26 protein-coding genes are annotated in these 17,829 nt (G+C 64.5%); 24 read left to right on the top strand and 2 right to left on the bottom strand.

The genetic code is table 11. From position 1 onward, the window contains the following. The first annotated feature begins 10 nt into the window (after nucleotides 1-10). From AFIC_RS10450 to AFIC_RS10420, 7 genes are all read left to right on the top strand, one after another. Nucleotides 11-1,186, top strand: coding sequence for a phage portal protein (locus AFIC_RS10450; protein ID WP_275246172.1), 1,176 nt, complete (start codon nucleotides 11-13; stop codon nucleotides 1,184-1,186). Nucleotides 1,187-1,305: 119 nt separating this feature from the next. Further along, nucleotides 1,306-1,503: a hypothetical protein gene (locus AFIC_RS10445; RefSeq protein ID WP_275246171.1), complete on the top strand. Its 198-nt coding sequence runs from the start codon at nucleotides 1,306-1,308 to the stop codon at nucleotides 1,501-1,503. Nucleotides 1,504-1,505: 2 nt separating this feature from the next. Further along, nucleotides 1,506-1,685 (top strand): hypothetical protein, encoded by a 180-nt coding sequence (locus AFIC_RS10440; RefSeq protein WP_275246170.1) that lies wholly within the window; start codon nucleotides 1,506-1,508, stop codon nucleotides 1,683-1,685. 57 nt (nucleotides 1,686-1,742) lie between these two features. Then, nucleotides 1,743-2,234 (top strand): HK97 family phage prohead protease, encoded by a 492-nt coding sequence (locus AFIC_RS10435; RefSeq protein ID WP_275246169.1) that lies wholly within the window; start codon nucleotides 1,743-1,745, stop codon nucleotides 2,232-2,234. A gap of 11 nt (nucleotides 2,235-2,245) precedes the next feature. Further along, nucleotides 2,246-3,502 carry a phage major capsid protein gene (locus AFIC_RS10430; RefSeq protein WP_275246168.1) on the top strand — a complete coding sequence of 419 codons (1,257 nt, stop codon included), beginning with the start codon at nucleotides 2,246-2,248 and terminating at the stop codon, nucleotides 3,500-3,502. A 143-nt stretch (nucleotides 3,503-3,645) separates the two neighbouring features. Further along, entirely contained in the window at nucleotides 3,646-3,897 is a 252-nt protein-coding gene (locus AFIC_RS10425) for a PilZ domain-containing protein (protein ID WP_275246167.1), read from the top strand. A gap of 115 nt (nucleotides 3,898-4,012) precedes the next feature. Next, a complete protein-coding gene (locus AFIC_RS10420; protein WP_275246166.1) occupies nucleotides 4,013-4,216 on the top strand; it encodes a hypothetical protein in 204 nt (67 codons plus the stop codon). 9 nt (nucleotides 4,217-4,225) lie between these two features. On the opposite strand, the gene AFIC_RS10415 is transcribed toward AFIC_RS10420, so the two are convergent. Both AFIC_RS10415 and AFIC_RS10410 read right to left on the bottom strand, forming a co-directional pair. Next, nucleotides 4,226-4,489, bottom strand: a complete 264-nt coding sequence (locus AFIC_RS10415; protein WP_275246165.1) for a porin — start codon at nucleotides 4,487-4,489, stop codon at nucleotides 4,226-4,228. Nucleotides 4,490-4,524: 35 nt separating this feature from the next. After that, nucleotides 4,525-5,283, bottom strand: coding sequence for a S1 family peptidase (locus AFIC_RS10410; protein ID WP_275246164.1), 759 nt, complete (start codon nucleotides 5,281-5,283; stop codon nucleotides 4,525-4,527). Between the two features lie 56 nt (nucleotides 5,284-5,339). Here AFIC_RS10410 and AFIC_RS10405 point away from each other — a divergent pair, with 56 nt between their 5' ends. The 17 genes from AFIC_RS10405 to AFIC_RS10325 all read left to right on the top strand — a co-directional run bounded on the left by AFIC_RS10405 (nucleotide 5,340) and on the right by AFIC_RS10325 (nucleotide 17,738). Then, nucleotides 5,340-5,909: a head-tail connector protein gene (locus AFIC_RS10405; RefSeq protein WP_275246163.1), complete on the top strand. Its 570-nt coding sequence runs from the start codon at nucleotides 5,340-5,342 to the stop codon at nucleotides 5,907-5,909. Then, nucleotides 5,906-6,226 (top strand): phage head closure protein, encoded by a 321-nt coding sequence (locus tag AFIC_RS10400; RefSeq protein WP_275246162.1) that lies wholly within the window; start codon nucleotides 5,906-5,908, stop codon nucleotides 6,224-6,226. The genes AFIC_RS10405 and AFIC_RS10400 overlap by 4 nt, the downstream gene beginning before the upstream one ends. Nucleotides 6,227-6,236: 10 nt before the next feature. Continuing rightward, nucleotides 6,237-6,647 (top strand): DUF3168 domain-containing protein, encoded by a 411-nt coding sequence (locus AFIC_RS10395; RefSeq protein WP_275246161.1) that lies wholly within the window; start codon nucleotides 6,237-6,239, stop codon nucleotides 6,645-6,647. A gap of 35 nt (nucleotides 6,648-6,682) precedes the next feature. After that, complete coding sequence (locus tag AFIC_RS10390; RefSeq protein ID WP_275246160.1) at nucleotides 6,683-7,090, top strand: phage major tail protein, TP901-1 family; 408 nt, start codon at nucleotides 6,683-6,685, stop codon at nucleotides 7,088-7,090. 9 nt (nucleotides 7,091-7,099) lie between these two features. Continuing rightward, complete coding sequence (locus AFIC_RS10385) at nucleotides 7,100-7,411, top strand: gene transfer agent family protein (RefSeq protein ID WP_275246159.1); 312 nt, start codon at nucleotides 7,100-7,102, stop codon at nucleotides 7,409-7,411. 3 nt (nucleotides 7,412-7,414) lie between these two features. Beyond that, the gene (locus tag AFIC_RS10380; RefSeq protein WP_275246158.1) at nucleotides 7,415-7,618 is read left to right on the top strand and encodes a rcc01693 family protein; all 204 of its coding nucleotides are present in this window, start codon (nucleotides 7,415-7,417) and stop codon (nucleotides 7,616-7,618) included. Beyond that, nucleotides 7,615-8,205, top strand: coding sequence for a phage tail tape measure protein (locus tag AFIC_RS10375; protein ID WP_275246157.1), 591 nt, complete (start codon nucleotides 7,615-7,617; stop codon nucleotides 8,203-8,205). Before AFIC_RS10380 ends, AFIC_RS10375 begins: the two co-directional genes overlap by 4 nt. A gap of 14 nt (nucleotides 8,206-8,219) precedes the next feature. Beyond that, nucleotides 8,220-8,861, top strand: a complete 642-nt coding sequence (locus AFIC_RS10370; protein WP_275246156.1) for a DUF2460 domain-containing protein — start codon at nucleotides 8,220-8,222, stop codon at nucleotides 8,859-8,861. Beyond that, nucleotides 8,858-9,748 (top strand): DUF2163 domain-containing protein, encoded by an 891-nt coding sequence (locus AFIC_RS10365; RefSeq protein ID WP_275246155.1) that lies wholly within the window; start codon nucleotides 8,858-8,860, stop codon nucleotides 9,746-9,748. The genes AFIC_RS10370 and AFIC_RS10365 overlap by 4 nt, the downstream gene beginning before the upstream one ends. 11 nt (nucleotides 9,749-9,759) lie before the next feature. Next, nucleotides 9,760-10,203: an NlpC/P60 family protein gene (locus AFIC_RS10360; RefSeq protein ID WP_275246154.1), complete on the top strand. Its 444-nt coding sequence runs from the start codon at nucleotides 9,760-9,762 to the stop codon at nucleotides 10,201-10,203. Beyond that, nucleotides 10,203-14,072, top strand: coding sequence for a baseplate multidomain protein megatron (locus tag AFIC_RS10355; protein ID WP_275246153.1), 3,870 nt, complete (start codon nucleotides 10,203-10,205; stop codon nucleotides 14,070-14,072). The genes AFIC_RS10360 and AFIC_RS10355 overlap by 1 nt, the downstream gene beginning before the upstream one ends. 6 nt (nucleotides 14,073-14,078) lie before the next feature. Next, on the top strand, nucleotides 14,079-15,539 hold the full coding sequence (locus tag AFIC_RS10350; RefSeq protein ID WP_275246152.1) for a DUF2793 domain-containing protein: 1,461 nt from the start codon (nucleotides 14,079-14,081) through the stop codon (nucleotides 15,537-15,539). A gap of 57 nt (nucleotides 15,540-15,596) precedes the next feature. Then, nucleotides 15,597-16,124, top strand: a complete 528-nt coding sequence (locus tag AFIC_RS10345) for a lysozyme (RefSeq protein ID WP_275246151.1) — start codon at nucleotides 15,597-15,599, stop codon at nucleotides 16,122-16,124. Nucleotides 16,125-16,348: 224 nt separating this feature from the next. Next, nucleotides 16,349-16,594: a Pam3-gp28 family putative phage holin gene (locus AFIC_RS10340; RefSeq protein ID WP_275246150.1), complete on the top strand. Its 246-nt coding sequence runs from the start codon at nucleotides 16,349-16,351 to the stop codon at nucleotides 16,592-16,594. Between the two features lie 11 nt (nucleotides 16,595-16,605). Continuing rightward, on the top strand, nucleotides 16,606-16,998 hold the full coding sequence (locus tag AFIC_RS10335; protein WP_275246149.1) for a hypothetical protein: 393 nt from the start codon (nucleotides 16,606-16,608) through the stop codon (nucleotides 16,996-16,998). A gap of 1 nt (nucleotide 16,999) precedes the next feature. Next, complete coding sequence (locus tag AFIC_RS10330; protein ID WP_275246148.1) at nucleotides 17,000-17,251, top strand: hypothetical protein; 252 nt, start codon at nucleotides 17,000-17,002, stop codon at nucleotides 17,249-17,251. Nucleotides 17,252-17,426: 175 nt separating this feature from the next. Beyond that, complete coding sequence (locus AFIC_RS10325) at nucleotides 17,427-17,738, top strand: PilZ domain-containing protein (protein WP_275246147.1); 312 nt, start codon at nucleotides 17,427-17,429, stop codon at nucleotides 17,736-17,738. Nucleotides 17,739-17,829: the final 91 nt, after the last annotated feature.

The raw sequence follows: 17,829 nt of genomic DNA, 5'->3' as shown, positions 1-17,829 counted from the left end.
TGGAGAGACGATGTTCGATCGGTTGAAGACATTTCTGGGTGCCCCCGAATCCAAATCCTCGCGCACCGCGCAGGTGCTGGCCTTCGCATCGGGCGGCCGCGCGCGGTGGACGCCGCGCGATTATGCGGCGCTGGCGCGCGAGGGCTATCTCGCCAACGCGGTGGTGCATCGCGCGGTGCGGATGATCGCGGAGAACGCGGCGTCGTGCGCCTATCTTTTGTACGAAGGCGCGCGCGAGCTGGAAGCCCATCCATTGGCGCAACTGCTGACGCGGCCCAATCCGAAGCAAGACGGCGCGAGCCTGTTCGAGACGCTCTATGCGCACATGTTGCTGTCCGGCAACGCCTATGTCGAGGGCGTGACGCTCGGCGAGGATGTGCGCGAACTCTACGTGCTGCGGCCCGACCGCATCAAATTGGTGCCGGGGGCGGACGGCTGGGCGGAGGCTTATGAGTACAGCGTTGGAGGCCGCAGCGTGCGGTTCGATCAATCCGCGTCGCGCGTGCCGCCGATCCTGCACCTGACGTTCTTTCATCCGCTCGACGATCACTATGGTCTCGCGCCGCTGGAGGCCGCCGCCGTCGCGGTCGATACCCACAATGCGGCGGCAAAATGGAACAAGGCTTTGCTCGACAACGCGGCGCGGCCCTCCGGCGCGCTGGTCTATGCCGGGCCGGAAGGCACGGTGCTGTCCGATTCCCAATTCGATCGCCTCAAGCGCGAATTGACCGACACCTATCAGGGCGCCGCCAATGCCGGGCGGCCGTTGCTGCTCGAAGGCGGGCTCGACTGGAAGGCGATGTCGCTCACGCCGAAAGACATGGATTTTCTCGAAGCCAAGAACGCCGCCGCGCGCGAGATCGCACTCGCCTTCGGCGTGCCGCCGATGCTGCTCGGCATTCCCGGCGACAACACCTACGCGAATTTTCAGGAAGCCAATCGCGCGCTCTGGCGGCAGACGATTTTGCCGCTGGCCTCGCGCGTCGGCCAGTCGCTCGCGCAATGGCTCGGCCCGCAATTCGGCAGCGAGTTGCGGCTTGTGGTCGACACCGACCGGATCGAGGCGCTGGCTGCCGACCGCAATGCGTTGTGGGAGCGGATCGAGCGCGCGCAATTCCTGACGCTCAATGAAAAACGCGAAGCCGCGGGTTATGCGCCGGTGGAGGGTGGGGACAGGCTGGGGTGAATTTCAACAGGCATCATCCTGAGGTGCGAACACTTGCGAGCCTCGAAGGATGAAAGGCTGCACCTTCGAGGCCGCGCCAGAGGCGCGGCGCCTCGGGTGACGGAAAGAAGAATAAACCCATGACCGACCTGATCCGCACATTCACCGAGCGCGGCGATCTCGCGCATCTGGCGCTGTTCTTGTGGGCGGCTGCCGCGAGCACCGCCTTTCTTTTTACCTTGCGCGAACTCGCGGCCGCCTCGCGCCGGTTCGACGATTTCGTGCGCGAACTGTCTCTGTTCAACCGGCGGGCGCGCCGCCGCAAACCAATGGATTGACGATGGACGAATTGCACACGGTGATTCAATCGATCAGCGGCGAGACGAAAGCGAAACCCGCGCATCTCACGGTGTTCCGCGAATTTCTCGCGCACCTCGAAAAGATCCAGCACAAGGCGCCGCGCGCGCGTGCGCGGGTCGTCGCCAAACCGGCGAAGCGCAAGACGCGCCGCGTCAAGTAAACGCATCCCCGCATCCCTGTCGTTTGTTGCTTCAACTTGCATCCTGCGAGAATGCCCATGCACGCGCCGTTGCCATCCACGTCTCGCGTCTCAGTCACCGGTGACGGCGTGGTCGAGGGATACGCCAGCCTGTTCGGCGAAGTCGATCAGGCGCGCGACATGGTGATGCCGGGCGCGTTCACGCAGACGTTGCAGCATCGCGGGCTGCGGCGCATCCCGATGCTGTTTCAGCACGACCCGTCCGAGCCCGTCGGCATCTGGCTTGAGTTGCGCGAGGACTGGCGCGGGCTGTGGGCGAGGGGACGTCTCATTCCCGAGGTCGCGCGCGGGCGCGAATTGCTGGCGCTGGTGCGCGAGGGCGCGATCGACGGCCTTTCCATCGGCTATCGCACCGTGCGCGGCCGCATCGATCCGAAAACCCGCATCCGCAAACTTTACCAGGTCGATCTCTGGGAAGTGTCCATCGTCACGTTCCCGTTGCTCACCGGCGCGCGCGTGCATGCGGTGAAGGGCCGCGCGCGGCCGAAATGCTTTTCAACCGCTTCATGAAGGAGAACCATATGGACTACGAGATTCAGGACCACGCGCCGGAGCATAAATCCGGCATCGCTCCCGCCGCGCGCGGCGAGCACGAAGCCATCATGACCATGTTCGAGGAATTCAAGGCGGCGAACGACGAACGCATGGCTTCGCTCGGCCGCCGCGCCGACGTGCTGCTGGAGGAGAAGGTCGACCGCATCAACGGCGCGCTCGACGCACAGATGAAACGCATCGACGAGCTGGCGCTGAAATCCGCGCGTCCCTCACTCGACGGCAACCGTGCCCGCCATGGCGACACCACCGCGCGCGAGCACAAGAGCGCGTTCGATGCCTATGTGCGTTCCGGTGAAGCCTCGGCGCTGCGCCAGATCGAGACCAAGGCGATGTCGGCCGGCAGCAACGCCGATGGCGGCTATCTGGTGCCGAGCGAACTCGAACGCGACATCGGCGAGCGGCTGGCTGCGATCTCGCCGATCCGCGCCATCGCCTCGGTGCGCGAGATTTCCGGCGGCGTCTACAAGAAGCCGTTCATGACGGCGGGCCCCGCGACCGGCTGGGTGGGCGAGACGGATTCGCGCACACAGACCACGTCGCCGACGCTTGATGCGCTGAGCTTCCCGGCGATGGAGCTTTACGCCATGCCGGCGGCGACCGCGACGCTGCTCGACGACTCTGCGGTGAACATCGACGAATGGATCGCCTCCGAGGTCGAACTCACCTTCGCCGTGCAGGAGGGCGCCGCCTTCGTGAACGGCGACGGCAGCAGCAAGCCGAAGGGCTTTCTCAACTACACCGCCGTTGCCAATGCGTCGTGGGCCTGGGGCAATCTCGGCTATGTCGCGAGCGGCAATGCGGGCGCGTTTCCGGCCAGCAATCCGTCCGACGTGCTGGTGGACACCATCTACGCGCTGAAGGCGGGTTACCGGCAGAACGGCACGTTTGTGATGAACCGAAAGACGCAGGCCGCGATCCGCAAGTTCAAGGACACCGGCGGCGCTTACCTGTGGCAGCCGCCGGCGCAGGCGGGCGGCCGCGCCTCGCTGATGACCTTCCCGCTGGTGGAAGCCGAGGACATGCCGGACATCGCCGCGAATTCGCTGTCGATCGCGTTCGGCGATTTCAGGCGCGGTTACCTGATCGTGGACCGGCTCGGCGTGCGGGTGCTGCGCGATCCGTATTCCGCCAAGCCCTATGTGCTGTTCTACACCACCAAGCGCGTCGGCGGCGGGGTGCAGGATTTCGACGCCATCAAGCTGGTGAAATTCGCGGCGAGCTGAGATCGCTCGTTCAGTGGCCGACCTGCCTGCATGCCGCAGGCGGGTCGATCCGCGCTTAACCGGCCGTTCACCCATGGCGTCATAATGTTACCGATCATGACGGTTTGGGCCGTGGATGCTGGCTGCCAATTTTGAGGTGGGGCGTGGTTCAGAACAGACGCTTTGCGCGTGTCAAACCCTCGGGGCGGATTTCAAGCTCCGGCAAGATCGCGGTCGATGCCAAATCACCGCTGATCGATTGCTTCATCATCGATTACGGCGCGGGCGGCGTGTGCCTTCAGGTCAACCCCGGCGTGGTGCTGCCGAAGCGTTTCGAGTTGATCCACGGCGCCATCAAGAAGAAATGCCGCGTCGCCTGGGTCAACGGCCGGAAGATCGGCGTGGCGTTTCAGTAGGCAGTTTGGCGGTTGATCCCGCCAATGCCGGTATCGTGCGTTTCCCGCATGTGAATGATGTGATGATCTGATGCCATCCGGCCTCGATCATGGGAGACGTGTAGTGAAGACGGCGATGAGCGTAACGGCTGCGATCCTGGGCGCGTCGGCCATTCTGCTGGATAGCGGTTTGGCTCACGCACGCGGGGGCGCGCCGAACTTGATGGACTCCCCCGGCTATCAGCGCAGGCTTCAGGAATCGCGGCAGCAATTGCAGGCGCAGCCTGCGCCCGCGCAGCCCGTCGTCCATCACAAGAAGAGACACAAGCGCCAGCACTGAGATGCTGCGCTAGAACCGCCCGCCGGCCTCGACACCGACATAACCGCCGATCTTGACGCATGTATCGCTGCCCGGTGCGCGGACGAAACCCGCGCCATATTGCGCGCATGGATTATGCGCAGGCGCGCGTGGCGTGAATGTCGTCGTCGCCTCATGCGCGGGATGTTTTCGCGGCCTGTGCTTTTGCTGCTGCTGTTGCGCCGATGCGCAGGCGGTTGATGAGAGCGCCAAAAGCGTAGCGAGCGAAACGGCCAGGAAAGGTTTGCGTGGCATCGGTGTCCTCCGCCCCGGTGATGTGCGCGGGCTCCTCAAAGCGCGGCGCCCCAGCTTCGCGCGGTCTGCACGACCCAGTCTTTATATAGTGTCAAAGGCGTCACGCCGGTCATGCCGCCGCAGCCATTGGTGAAGTTCGGCCCGGTGGACCAGCTCACCACGCCTGTAACGACGCTGCGGCCGTTTTGATCCTCGAGCATCGGTGCGCCGGAATCGCCGGTGCAGCCGCCCATGCCGGGGCGTGTGTTCTGTGCCTGCGGATCGGTGAGGCGAATCTGTAACGTGCCGGGCTTGCCCGTCACGGTGAGAGACGCCGCGCGTGCCGTGCCGACATCGTTGCCGCCGGGCGAACTGGAACCAATGCCCGCGATGGTGAACGTCGCGCCCGGCACCACGGGCAGGCGCGGCGTGCCGAGCGCGACAGGTGATTTGCCCGGCATCGGCGCGGGTAACTGCACCAGCGCGATATCGGCGGTGGCGCGATGCGCGGCCATTGCCTGCGCGCTGTAGCGTGGGTGGGTGAGAGCCTTGCGTGGTGTGATCAGGCTTGGCGGTTTCGAGGTGTAGTCCACCACGCGCAGCGAATTGCTGGATGTCACGCAATGCGCGGCGGTGAGCACCACCGTTGGCGCGATCACGGCGCCTGTGCACACAACACCATTCGGCCCGATCACGGTGACGAGCGAATGCGCGACCGCGCCGCTCGGCGCGGAGCGGCTGCCGGTGATGGCGTGCGCGGGCAGGGTGAGCGCAAACGACAGGATGAAAGCGCAAGCGAGGCGAAGCGGCGTCATGCACGCAGCTTGAGCCTGCGCGCGAGGGTTTTGTCAACTGAAAGAGAAGTGAGCCGATGGCCGCCATTCTTCTGACACCACCGGAGGCCGAGCCGCTCTCGGTTGCCGACGCCAAGGTATATCTGCGCGTGGAAACCGATGACGACGATGTGCTGATAGCGAGCCTGATCGCGGCGGCGCGCAGTCATGTCGAGGCAATGGGCCGCTGCGCGCTGCTGAGGCAGGGCTGGCGGCTGGTGCTGGACGGCTGGCCGCCGGATGGTCGCATCAAACCAAAATTGAGTCCGCTGTCGGCGATCACCGCCGCGCGCGTTTATGACGATGCAGGCACGGCACACGCGGTTGATCCGGAGAATTTCGTGCTCGATGTGGCGCAAAACGTGATTGCGGTGCGCCCCTGTGTAATGCCGCAGCCGGGGCGCGCCGCGGCGGGCATCGAGATCGATGTTGTCGCCGGGTTCGGCGATGCGGGCGGCGACGTGCCCCAGGCTTTGATGCAGGCGCTGCGGATGCTGGTCGCGCACTGGTACGACAATCGCGGGCTGATCGCCATCGGTGCGACCATCGCGGTGATGCCGCCGAGCGTGAATGCGCTGATCGCTTCCCATCGGGTGTTGTCGCTATGATCGATCCGGGACAATTGCGGACGCGGCTGGTGTTGCAGCAGCCAATCGAGACGCCGGATGATCAGGGCGGGGTGACGCGCGTCTGGTCGTCTTACGGCAATGGCTGGGCAAAAGTCGTGCCGCTGGCCGCGCGACCGGGCGTGGAGGCCGATGCGAACGGTGCCACGCAAAACTATCGCATCACCATGCGCGCGAATTTCAGCCTCACGATGCAACACCGGCTGGTGGAAGGCGCGAGGGTCTACCAGATCGCCGCGATCCGGGACTCCGACGATCGCCGTTACATCGAGATCGATGCGCAATTGCGCGTTCAGTGAGGCCTCCGACATGATCTCCTCCAGCGTGGCGCTGCGTGCGGCCATTCACGCGGCCTTGCGCAGCGATAGCGGGCTTGCCTCGGCTCTCGGCGGCAGCCGTATCTATGACGAGCCGCCGCGCAATGCGGCGTTTCCTTACGTGACGCTCGGCGAGGCGCGGCTGATGGATTTCTCCGGCGACGGCGGCGAGACGCAGGAGCATCAATTGACGCTGCATGCCTGGTCGCGGCAGGGCGGGCATCGCGAGGCGCACATGATCGCGGGCGCGTTGTTGCAGGCGCTCGACGACGCGCCGTTGTCCCTGGAAGACAGCCGGCTCGTCAATCTGCGCTTTTCTCTCGCCGACATCCGCCGCGAGAACGACGGCAAGACCTATCACGCGCTGGTGCGCTTCCGTGCGGTGACGGAACCCGCCGCCTGATCGCGGACCAACACATCGAACATCGAGGAGACGCCATGGGTGCGCAAAAGGGCAAGGACTTGCTCCTGAAAATGAATGACGGCAGCAGTTACGTCACGGTCGCGGGCCTGCGAAGCCGCAAGATCGCGTTCAACGCCGAGACGGTGGATGTGACGCACGCGGAGTCGGTGGATCGCTGGCGTGAGTTGCTGGAAGGCGCGGGCGTCAAGCGCGCTTCGATTTCCGGGCGCGGGCTGTTCAAGGATGCGGCCTCCGACGCGCTGGTGCGGCAAGCGTTCTTTGATGGTGCGATCAATGCGTGTCAGGTGGTGGTGCCTGATTTCGGCACGATCGAGGGGTCGTTCCAGATATCCAGCCTGGAATTTTCCGGCGAGCATAATGGCGAAGTGACGTTCGACCTCGGGCTCGAATCCGCGGGCGCGCTCACGTTCACCGCGCTCTAGGAGATGCCGATGGCGAATTCCCATCGCGGTGAGATCGCGGCCGAGCTTGGCGGCAAGCAACGCACGCTGGTGCTGACGCTCGGCGCGCTCGCTGAACTGGAAAGCGCATTCGGCGCCGCCGACCTGATGGCACTGGCGGAACGCTTCGGCACCGGTCGGCTATCGGCGCGCGATCTGGTCCGCATCATCGCAGCGGGGCTTCGCGGCGCGGGCGAGACGATTTCCGATGACGAGGTGGCGGCCTTGCGGGTCGAGAACGGAGTGAGCGGTTATGTTCGCATCGCCGCCGATCTGATCGCCGCGACGTTCGATGGCGCCTGAGCGATGCAGCCGTTTCCCTGGGATGAGGCCATTGGCTTAGGGCTTGGCGTGTTGCGGCTGTCGCCTGCCCAATTCTGGGCGATGACGCCACGCGAACTGGCGTTCGCGATCCGCGCGGCGCGCGGGGTTGTGCCGGAGCCGATTGATCGCACGTCGCTCGATAATCTGATTCAGAAATTTCCGGATCGCGCGGAGGCCCCGTTATGAGCGATACATTCACAAACCTCGATGAGACGTCGCAGGTTGCCGACAGCCTGACGCTGCGGGTGCGCGATCTCGAACTCAGCGCGAATTCCTTTTCGCGCGCGATGACCAATGCGTTCGCGATTTCCGTGACCGGCGGCAAGCAGTTCGACGATGTGCTGAAGTCGCTGGCGTTACGGCTGTCCAGCCTGTCGCTCAATCTTGCGCTGAAGCCGGTGCAGAATTCGATTGCCGGCGGTATTGAGAATCTTTTTTCGGGACTGACCGGAACGGGCGCGTCTGCGAGTACGGCGGTCGCGGCCGCGAGCGGGGCGGTGAAGCCGTTTGCGTCCGGTGGGGTGATCGGCACGCCGACCTACTTTCCGCTGATGCAGGGCGGGGTCGGTCTCGCGGGCGAAGCGGGGCCGGAAGCGATCATGCCTTTGCGTCGTGGACCTGATGGACGCCTCGGCGTCGCGGGCGCGGGCGGGGGCGTGAATAACGTCACCATCCAGATCGCGACGCCTGACCCCGGCAGCTTCCGCCGTTCGGAAAGCTACATCACCGGCCAGATCGCGCGTGCGGTCGCGCGCGGCCAGCGCAGTTTGTAGGCGCGAGGAGTTCGATGACATCCTTTCACGAAATCCTGTTTCCGCTCGACATCGCGTTGAAAAGCGCGGGCGGGCCGGAGCGGCGCACCGAGATCGTCGCGTTCGGCTCCGGGCGCGAGCAGCGCAATGCGCGGTGGGCGCACTCGCGCAGGCGCTACGATGCGGGCTATGGCGTGAAGACGCTCACGGCCTTGCAACAGGTGGTGGCGTTCTTCGAGGAGCGGCGCGGACAGCTTTATGGATTCCGCTGGCGCGACCGGCTCGATCATTCGTCCGCGACCGATGCTGCGACACCGGCGCCGCTCGACCAGATGCTGGGCGCGGGCGACGGCGCGCAGGCGCAGTTTCAACTCACAAAGATTTACGGCTCCAGCTACGCGCCTTATGCGCGGCCGATCGAGAAGCCGGTGCCGGGAAGCGTGCGCGTCGCCGTGGCGGGTGTGGAAGCGGTAACGGAAACGGACTTCACCTGCGATGCCACAACCGGGATCGTCACGTTTCTGCCGGGACACATCCCGGCGTCCGGCGCGGCGGTGACGGCGGGCTTTTTGTTCGACGTGCCGGTGCGGTTCGACACCGATTATCTCGAGGTCGATCTGTCGGCGTTCGCCGCTGGCGCCATTCCGAAAATTCCGCTCGTGGAGATCAAGCCATGAGAGCAATTCCCCCCGCCTTGCAGGCGAAGATCGATAGCGGCGTCACTACGCTGGCGCGATGCTGGGTCGTGACACGCCGCGACGGCGTGGTGTCAGGATTCACCGACCATGATGGCGATCTGGTCGTTGAAGGTGTGACATGCCGCGCCGGGACCGGGTTCAACGCATCGGAGGCGACGAACCGCTTCGATCTGTCGATCGACGGCGCGGAAATTTCCGGCGCGCTGGCAGCGGATTCTCTGACGGAGGCCGATCTCGCCGCCGGACGTTTTGATGCCGCGCAGGTCGATACCTGGCTGGTGGACTGGAGCGATGTGAGCTTAAGGGTGCTGTTGTCACGCGCCACGCTCGGCGAGGTGAAACGCGAGGGCGAGGCGTTCAGCGCCGAACTGCGTGGACTCGCCGACAAGCTCTCACAGGAAAGCGGGCGGCTCTATACCGCGCGTTGCACCGCCGACCTTGGCGATGCGCGCTGCAAGATCGCGCTCGCGGCGGCGGGGCTGAACGGCGCGGGCAACGTGTCGCGCCTTCTGGGCGTGTCGGCCATGGTGGTGGAAGGGCTCGGCGATTTTGCCGAAGGGGTTTTCACCGCCGGATGCCTCACATGGATGAGCGGCGCGAACAGCGGTCTCGCGGTCGAGATCAAGGAACATCGGATTGTTGGCGGCGAGGTGCAGCTCACGCTGTGGCAGGCGATGAGCGAGGTCATCGCGATTGGCGATGCCTTCACCATCACCGCCGGTTGCGACAAGCGGTTCGAGACGTGCCGCGACCGCTTCGCCAACAGCATCAACTTTCGCGGCTTCCCGCATATTCCCGGCAATGACTTCATCATCGCCGGAGCTGATGCATCCGCCAACAATGATGGCGGCTCGCTCATTTCCTGATGGATCAGGCCATGACATCTCGTTTGACCCGCGCCGCCATCGTCACGGAGGCGCGGAGCTGGATCGGCACGCGCTATCGGCATCAGGGCTCGCTGAAGGGCGTCGGCTGCGATTGTCTCGGCCTCGTGCGCGGTGTGTGGCGCAACTGCATCGGCGCGGAGCCGGAGTCGCCGCCGCCTTACGCGCCGGACTGGGCCGAGGCACATGGCGAGGAGACGCTGGCGCAGGCGGCGCTGCGGCATCTCGTCAGGGTTGATCCCGGCGGCATCGGTGCGGGCGACGTTCTGCTGTTTCGCTGGAAGGAGGGATATGTGGCCAAGCATGTCGCCATCGCCAGCGGCGAGAGCACCATGATCCATGCGCATGATGGTGCTGCGGTGTGCGAGGTCGCGTTCACGCCCTGGTGGCGGCGGCATCTCGCGCATGCATTTCGTTTTCCCGGAGTGATCGAATAATGGCGGCGCTGGTTCTTTCCGTTGCGGGTGGTGCCGCCGGTGCGGTGTTCGGCCCGGCCGGCGCCATCGCCGGGCGTATCGTCGGTGCGCTCGCGGGCAACATGATCGATCAGGCGCTGTTCGGCTCGACCGCGCGCAGCGTGACCGGGCCACGGCTCGCCGATCTCGACGTGATGGCCTCGACCGAGGGTGCGCCGATCCCGCGCCTCTACGGGCGCGCGCGGCTGTCGGGGCAGGTGATCTGGGCGACGCGGCTGGAGGAGGTGGTGTCCACCAGCAGCCAGACCAGCGGCGGCAAGGGCGGTCTTGGCGGCGCGACCGCCACCACGACCACGACGACCTATTCCTACTTCGCCAATTTCGCCGTTGGCCTGTGCGAGGGCGAGATCGGCAGCGTCAATCGCATCTGGGCCGATGGCGACCTGCTCGATACCTCGACACTGACGCTGCGCGTGCATCGCGGCGGCGAGGATCAGTTGCCGGACGATCTGATCGTGGCGAAGGAGGGCGCGGAGAACACGCCGTCCTATCGCGGTCTTGCTTATGTGGTGTTCGAGCGGCTGCCGCTGGCGGATTTCGGCAACCGCATTCCGCAACTGTCGTTCGAAATCGTGCGCCCGGTCGGCGCGCTGGAGCGCATGGCGCGCGCGGTGACGCTCATTCCGGGCTCGACGGAATTCGGCTACGAGACCGCCGCCGTGGTGCGCGTGCTCGGCCCCGGCCAGTCCGCGCCGGAAAACCGTCATATCACCACGGCGGCGTCCGATGTGATGGCCTCGCTCGACGATTTGCAGGCGACGTGCCCCAATCTCGAGCGTGTGGCTATCGTGGTGGCGTGGTTCGGCAGCGATCTTCGCGCGGGCGAATGCAAGGTGCGGCCCGGAGTCGACAATGCGATCAAGGTGACGTCCGGCGGAACCTGGTCGGTCGCGGGCGTGACGCGGCCGGATGCGTATCTCGTCTCCAGCATCGACGGTGTGCCGTCCTATGGCGGCACGCCATCCGACGACGGCATTGTTCATCTCATTGCGGAGCTGAAGGTGCGCGGCCTCAAGGTGACGCTGTATCCGTTCCTGATGATGGACATTCCGCCCGGCAACGCGCTGCCCGATCCCTGGAGTAGCGCATCATCGCAGCCAGCCTATCCGTGGCGCGGGCGCATCACCTGCGATCCCGCGCCGGGGGTGAGCGGCTCGCCGCAGGGCACAGCGGATGCGGCCGCGCAGGTGGCGGCGTTCTTTTCCGGCGGCGGTGCCAGCGGGTGGAATTATCGCCGCATGATCCTGCATTACGCCTCGCTCGCGGCCTCCTGCGGTGGCGTGGATGCGTTTCTGATCGGATCGGAATTGAAGGCGCTCACGCGGGTGCGGTCCGGCGCGGGCGTCTATCCCGCCGTGACAGCGCTCGCGACATTGGCTGCCGACGTGCGGGCGATCGTCGGTTCATCGACGCTCATGACTTACGGCGCGGACTGGACCGAGTACGGATCGGATGTCGTGACGCCCGATGCCTCCGAGGTACGGTTTCCGCTCGATGCGCTGTGGGCGTCGTCTGCCATTGATGCGGTCGGGATTGACTACTACGCGCCGCTGTCCGACTGGCGCGACGAAGCCGGGCATCTGGATGCGTCGGAGTCGTCCTCGATCTACGAGCGCGATTATCTGAAAAGCCGCCTGCAAAGCGGCGAGGCCTACGACTGGTACTACGCCGGCGATGCCGCGCGAGCCGCGCAGACGCGCAGCGCGATCACCGATGGTCTCGGCAAGCCGTGGGTGTTTCGCGCCAAGGACATCTGGAACTGGTGGAGCAGCGCGCATCATGAGCGGTTGAGTGGCGCGGAGCTTGGCACCGCGACGGCATGGGTGCCCGCAAGCAAGCCGATCTGGCTCACTGAAATTGGCTGCCCGGCGGTGGACAAGGGCGCGAACCAGCCAAGCGTATTTCCCGATGCGAAATCGTCCGATGGCAATGTGCCGTATTTCTCGAACGGCCAGCGCGACGATCTGATTCAGCGACGGATGCTGGAATCCGTACTGGGTGCATTCGATCCCGCCTTCGGCGGCGATGAGACGCACAACCCGGTCTCGCCGGTTTACGGCGGGCCGATGATCGACGTTTCCGGAATCCATTTGTGGACCTGGGACGCGCGGCCTTATCCGGTGTTTCCTCTCGCGAGCGATGTCTGGAGCGATGCGCCGAACTGGCAGACCGGGCACTGGCTGACCGGCCGGCTCGGCGGCGCGCCGCTCGATGCGACGGTTGCTGCGCTGCTGAGCGATGCGTCGGTCGATAACGTCGATCCCTCATCATTGCGCGATGCCTGCGATGGTTACGTGGTGGACCGGCCGATGACGCCGCGTGCGATGATCGAGCCGCTCGCCACGGCCTATGCCTTCGATGCGGCGGCGGTCGGCGACAATCTCATGTTCGTGCCGCGCGGCGGCGCGCCGGTGATGGAGATTTCGGAAGACCAGCTAGTCGATCCGGAGAAGGATACGCCGGCGAAACTGACGCGGGCGCAGGAAACCGAACTGCCGCGCGAAGTCAGCTTCGGCTACACCGACGCCTCGGTGGATTATCGCCGCGCCGCCGTCACCTCGCGGCGTCTGGTCGGCGGCGCCACCCGCGCATTGCATTCCGACCTCGCCGTCGTCACCAACGATGCCGCCGCGACGCGGCGCGCCGACATCTGGCTACAGGATCTGTGGGCAGGGCGCGAGAGTATTTCGTTCGCGCTCGGCATGGAGCATCTGATGTTGACGCCGGGGGATGTCGTCGGCGTTACCATCAGGGGCCGGCGGCGGCTTTATGAAGTCGGCGAACTGGTCGACACCGAACAGCGGCAGGTTAGCGCTCGCAGCATTGATCCGGATATTTTCAACGTGCCCCTGCCGCAGCCGCGCCAGAGCGTGCCGGCGATTCCGCCCGCGCTCGGCCCGGTGCAGGCGCTCGCGCTCGATCTGCCGATGCTGGATTCGTCCGATCCGCCGGTGCTGACACGGCTCGCGGTGTTCGCAAATCCGTGGCCCGGTTCGGTCACGATCTGGCAGTCATCGGACGGCCTGAGTTTCGAGCGCGCGGCGACGGTATTCGTTCCATCCGTGATGGGTGAAACGCTCGATGCGCTGCCAACTGGTCCGGCCGCCTGCTGGGATCGTGGCAGCGAAGTGCGTGTGCGGCTTTACGGCGGCGCGCTGGCGTCGCTCGCGGATCCCAACGTGCTCAATGGTGCCAATGCGGCGGCAGTCATGAACGCCGATGGCGCGTGGGAGGTGATCCAGTTCGCGCGCGCCGAGCTTGTCGATGACAGGACGTATCGGTTGAGCCGATTATTGCGCGGGCAAGCGGGCAGCGAATATGCCATCGCCGCGTCCTTGCCGGCGGGCGCGCCGTTCGTGCTGCTCGACGAACATCTCATCGAGATCGCGCGCGGCATCGGTGCGCTGGACCGGGCGACCGATCTGCGGATCGTCGCGACCGGGCGCAGCCATGACGATCCGTCGGCGCTGGCGATGACGCTTGTGCCGCAAGCAACCGTCTTGATGCCGCTGTCGCCGGTGCACTTGCATGCCGCGCGCAAGGGTAACGGAGATATCGCGATCTCGTGGATCAGGCGGACCCGCAAGGACGGCGATGCCTGGGGTGTTGAAGTGCCGCTTGGCGAGGATGCCGAGGCTTACGAGATCGACATTCTGTCGGGCGGCAGCGTGAAGCGTACGCTTTCGGTGAGCTTGCCCGCGGCGACATATTTTTCGGCGGATGAGGTGGCCGATTTCGGCGGGCCACAGACGAGCCTGACTCTCCGGGCCTTTCAATTGTCCAGCACGGTCGGGCGCGGCCATCCCGCGCAATCCACCTTCGCACTTTGAGGTCACATGACAGAGACCGCCAATCTTGGTCTGCCGTTCATCGACGGCAGCCAGGCACAGAAACACGTCACGCATAACGAAGCGCTCCGGATTCTGGATGACGCGATCCAGATCGCGGTGCTCGATACCACGCTCACCGTGCCGCCATCATCCCCGGTGGACGGCGAACGCCATATCGTTGCGAACGGCGCGACCGGCGCATGGGCAGGGCAGGGCGATTCAGTCGCGACATGGGAAACCAATGCATGGCGTTTTCTTGCACCGAAGGCCGGATGGTGCGTGTGGTCGGTTGCCGACGATGCGCTCTTGGTGTTCGGCGGCAGCGCATGGATACCGGTCACTACGGGAGGCGGAACGCCTTTCTCGCCCGACAATCTGCCGCATCTCGGGATCAACGCGGCTGTCGCCGGAGCGAATCTTCTCACCGTGCACTCCAATGATGCGTTGCTCGATGCGATCAGCACGGCGGATGGCGGCACTGGCGATGTCCGCCTGCAATTGTCGAAGGCGGCGGCGTCGAACACCTCATCGGTGGTGTTCTCTGATGCGTTCTCGGGCCGGGCAGAATTCGGATTGACAGGGGATGACGATTTTCATCTCAAGGTCAGCGCGGACGGCGCGACGTGGCGTGACGCACTCAAGTTCGATCGCACCACGGGGCGGGTGTCATTCCCCGCAGGCGGCGCACGGGAAATTCTCACCGCCAATCGCACCTATTATGTCCGCACCGATGGTAGCGACAGCAATAACGGACTGAGCAACACCTCTGGCGGCGCGTTCCTGACCATTCAAAAGGCGATCAACACAACCGCATCGCTCGACATTTCGATCTACAACGTCACGATCCAGGTTGCATCCGGGACATATACAGGGGCTGTTCTGGTCAATGGCCCGTTTGTCGGCTCAGGAAATGTTTCCATCCTGGGCGATATATCAACGCCGTCCAATGTTCTGATCTCCACGACTTCCGCCACTTGCATCACGGTGCAAAATGGAGGTGCGCTTTCAGTCGGAGGATTTAAATTCAGGACCACGACCTCCGGCGACGGGATCGACGTTATATCCAACGGCACGGTCACTATCGTCGGGGCGGTTGAATTCGGATCGCTGGCCTCCGGAAGCCTCCACATCAGCGCCTCGAATGGAGGCAAACTTCTGAACTTCGGCGGCGGAAACATCATCGTTTCGGGTGGCGCATACGCTCATGTCTATGCCCAGCAACTGGGCGGTGTCGTCTATGCCGGAGTGACCGTTACGCTGTCCGGAGCCCCGGCCTTTTCATCGTTCTTCGCAGGGGCAAACAATATGGGGTTTTTCAGGTCGGCGAGCGTGACTTACTCCGGTTCGGCAACCGGACCGCGGTATTTCGCGGCGGCCAATTCAGTCATTCAAACGGATGGCGCAGGAACGTCGGCTCTTCCCGGCAATTCTGCCGGCACTACGTCCTCCGGCGGACAATATCTCTAGGGCTGAAGCCAAAATCGGCTCTTAAACGGGAAGTACCGCCATCATCAGGAGCAGCCAATGCTGACGTCCGCCATCGCACCGGCGGCCGAACCCTTGCGCATGGGTCCGGCCGGGCTCGAACTCGTGCGTGCCTTCGAGTCCTGCATGAAGGCCGTGCCGGACCGGAAAGGGTTTTTCACCACCTACACGGATTCGGCGGGTGTACTCACCATCGGCTGGGGGCATACCAATCATCATCTGCCGCGCTTCGTATCCGGCGCGATTTGGTCGCGCGCGGAATGCGATGCGGCGCTGGCGGGCGACATGATGACGTTCGAGCGCCACGTCCGTGATCTCTGCCACGCTCATCTCGCGCAGCATGAATTCGATGCGCTGGTGTCGTGGGCGTTCAACACCGGCGGCCCGGCGCGCGCGACATTGTGGAGAAAACTCAACGCGGGCGGCAAGGCCGCGGTGCCATCTGAACTTGCGAAGTGGAACAGGGCGGGCGGCCGTGTTCTGGCGGGCCTGACGCGCCGCCGCAAGGCGGAAGGTCTGATGTTCGCCGGCGATGTGAGAGGCGCGCTCGCTCTCGCGCACGCCTGAGCCGGATATTACCAGTGGCCGCCGAGTTGAAGACCGGCGACGAAGAAGACGGCGAACGTCAGCGCCATCGCGCTGCCGGCGAGAAGCTGCTCGCGCAGCGATAAATCAAACCATGACATGCCGGCACTCGGTTCCATCGGGACGGTGCGGCGTCTGTGTGGCCGCGCTGCCGCTCCAATATCGCGCCCGGCGCATCCGGGCAACCATCAACAAGGGGAACCATCATGACGTCAGACACGATCTGGCAGCTCATTCGCTATGCGCTGCTTCTCGCTTTCGGCCCTCTCATCACCAAGGGCTACTTGTCGTCCGACGAAGTCACGACCGTGACCGGCGCCATCGGCGTGATCTTCACCGCCGCCTGGGGCGTGTGGGTGAAGTACGGCACCCGGACCACCACGGCCAGTCACGCGGCCAGGATCAACACGCCCGTCGTCGATCCTGCGACCGGCAAGATCTCCAACAACTGAAAGGACTGTCCATGCGAAACCTTCAGGTTGTCGCGGCGCTGGCTGTGTCGCTCGCGCTCGCGAACTGCACCACTGTCCTGCCGTCGGTGAACATCTCCAATGCCATCGCCTTGAACACGGTCTACGGCGTCGCGAATGCGTACGGCATCGCCGTCAACGCGGCGAACGCTTACAAGGCGTTGCCGCTCTGCGCGACGGGCACCAGACCCAGCGCCACCAACATCTGCGCCAAGCGCTCGGTGATCGTGAATCTGCAAGGCGCGATGAGCCGCGCGCGGCTTGCGGTGAACAACGCGGTCGCGTTTCAGAAAGCCTATCCCACTCTCGACGTGACGAATGTCGTCGCTGCCGCACAGGCGGCGCTGAGCGACGTTCAGGCCGTCCTTGCATCAGGAGCGAACTGACATGGTCACCGCAGCAGACATCGAAGCCGGTGTGGCGATCGCGGAAGCGATCGTGAGCGCCATCGTGAAGGCCGCGCCCGCGATCCAGCAGGGCGTTGTATCGTCTCTGCCGTATGTGCAGGCGATCGCCGGACTCATTCAGGGCACCAACGCGACGCAGGAGCATATTGACGCCACGCTGGCGCAGATCAATGCGGCGAGCGACGAGTTTCTGAAGCCGTTGCCGCCCGACGATGGCGCCACCACGACCTGAGTCGTTTTATATCGCGGTATCAAGGCACCATGAATTCATGCGATATATGTGCCAATTGTGCGGCACATACCGCCTGGTGAGACGAATGGCCGGTCAGAAACGCACCATTTAAGCGATTTTTCAATTTAACATTTTATGGATTGGCCAATGTGATCCAAACAAACCGGTACTGGGGATGGAGCAGAAACAAAGGCGCAAGGCCGAACGGATTCAATTCGGCAAGGGCTTCGCCATGAGGATCATCGCGATCGATGGTTCATGGTTTCGGGCCTGCAACATCCTCGACGTGTCGGAGGAGGGGGCGCTGCTCCAGTTCGAGAAATCATTGAGCGGTCTCAATCTCGATGAGTTCTTTCTGGCGCTGTCCTCGACCGGCGTCGCCTTTCGCCGCTGCAAGATGGCGTGGGTCAACGGCGACCAGATGGGGGTCCATTTCATCAGGTCCAACGAGCGTCCCCCCGCGAAAAGCGGTGGTCGCCCGGGCTGAGGCTCGGCCGGCCCCGAGCTTTCAAGCCGCCTCCGTCCTGCTCGAGCCTGACTTTCTGCTCCTGACAAAAATGTAAGTCTCCCCCGCGAGG

Origin of the sequence: [Pseudomonas] carboxydohydrogena, from assembly GCF_029030725.1 — a bacterium.
Classification (GTDB): domain Bacteria; phylum Pseudomonadota; class Alphaproteobacteria; order Rhizobiales; family Xanthobacteraceae; genus Afipia; species Afipia carboxydohydrogena.
Note: the sequence above shows the minus strand (reverse complement) of the source record. Positions and strands in the feature narration are given on the sequence as shown.